The 1,131-nt window shown below is 40.8% G+C and carries 2 protein-coding genes; both read right to left on the reverse strand.

Going from position 1 to position 1,131, the window contains the following annotated elements; all coding sequences use genetic code 11:
* Position 1 precedes the first annotated feature (1 nt).
* Entirely contained in the window at positions 2-517 is a 516-nt protein-coding gene (gene def / locus L8G48_RS13265) for a peptide deformylase (RefSeq protein ID WP_094145932.1), read from the reverse strand.
* A 123-nt stretch (positions 518-640) separates the two neighbouring features.
* Complete coding sequence (locus tag L8G48_RS13270) at positions 641-976, reverse strand: hypothetical protein (protein WP_248265086.1); 336 nt, start codon at positions 974-976, stop codon at positions 641-643.
* Positions 977-1,131 lie beyond the last annotated feature (155 nt).

Raw genomic sequence — 1,131 nt, forward strand, 5'->3', positions numbered from 1 at the left:
GTTATGTGCGTGGTTGAGAGTGCGATTTGACGTACTTTTTCACCTTTTTCATCGCCATTTGACGCTTTAACGGTGAAAGATAATCAATGAATAAATTACCAGAAAGATGATCAATTTCATGCTGCATAACGATAGCAAGAAAATCATCACTTTCGATCGTGATTCGCTGACCTGTTCGATCTAACGCCGATACCACAACTGATGTATAACGTTCCACCTCAGCATAATAATCTGGAACTGAAAGACACCCCTCTTGACCTAAAGCTTTGTTGCTACCACTCACTACTTCAGGGTTAATCAATATCAATGGCTGATCTCGATTATCTGAAAGATCAATAATAACAACCGCTTCTTTACGCCCCACTTGAACTGAAGCTAGACCTATACCATTATCAGTTGAATATAGGGTTTCCAACATATCATCGATTAATTTCTGAACCGATTCAATATCCTGAACTTTCTCTGCTGTAATCTTAAGCCTTGGATCTGGTGCTGTAAGAATTTCTAAAACTGCCATATTTACCTTTATATTTTAAGCACATAAAGCCCCAAGCAGGGGCAATAACGCGTAGGCTAAAATACGGAACGAAGTCACGGGAGCCTACGTGTTATTGTCCCACTGACTTGGTTTGTTAGCTGCCTACTCAACGACGTCCGAAAGTGATTCGAATAAAGCTACTCGTTTAGCGTCGTTTGTTTCGGTAAGTAATTTTTTAGCGTCAGCTTCTGTTACCCAACCAATAGCTTGCCTAGCTCCTTTTGTGCTTCCGGCGCTATAGTCTCGCCAACCTGCAACTTTATAACCTCTCAGTTTTTCTAAAGCATTAGAAAATGACGGAGTGTAGTTAACTTCTGGTTTGACAGGACATTCGCTAACCTTATACCCATTCCGTCCGTTTTGTTTAATATTGAATGGCACACAGTTTGTACCTTTTGTTGAAACAGGCACTCTACCTGCTCGCTTTGATTTAAGCATGTTCAATCCTTGATCTTTAACTGGCAGCTAGACACAATAACTCCCTGCTCAAATGCTAGCCTCCGCATTTTCCTGGGTTAGCTGAAAGCCAGTGCCATAATTAGTTTGTTCAAAACTCAATCATTTGGAGGCTAGCATGAACAAACATAGCATGA

This window comes from Idiomarina aminovorans, assembly GCF_023155095.1.
Lineage (GTDB): Bacteria > Pseudomonadota > Gammaproteobacteria > Enterobacterales > Alteromonadaceae > Idiomarina > Idiomarina aminovorans.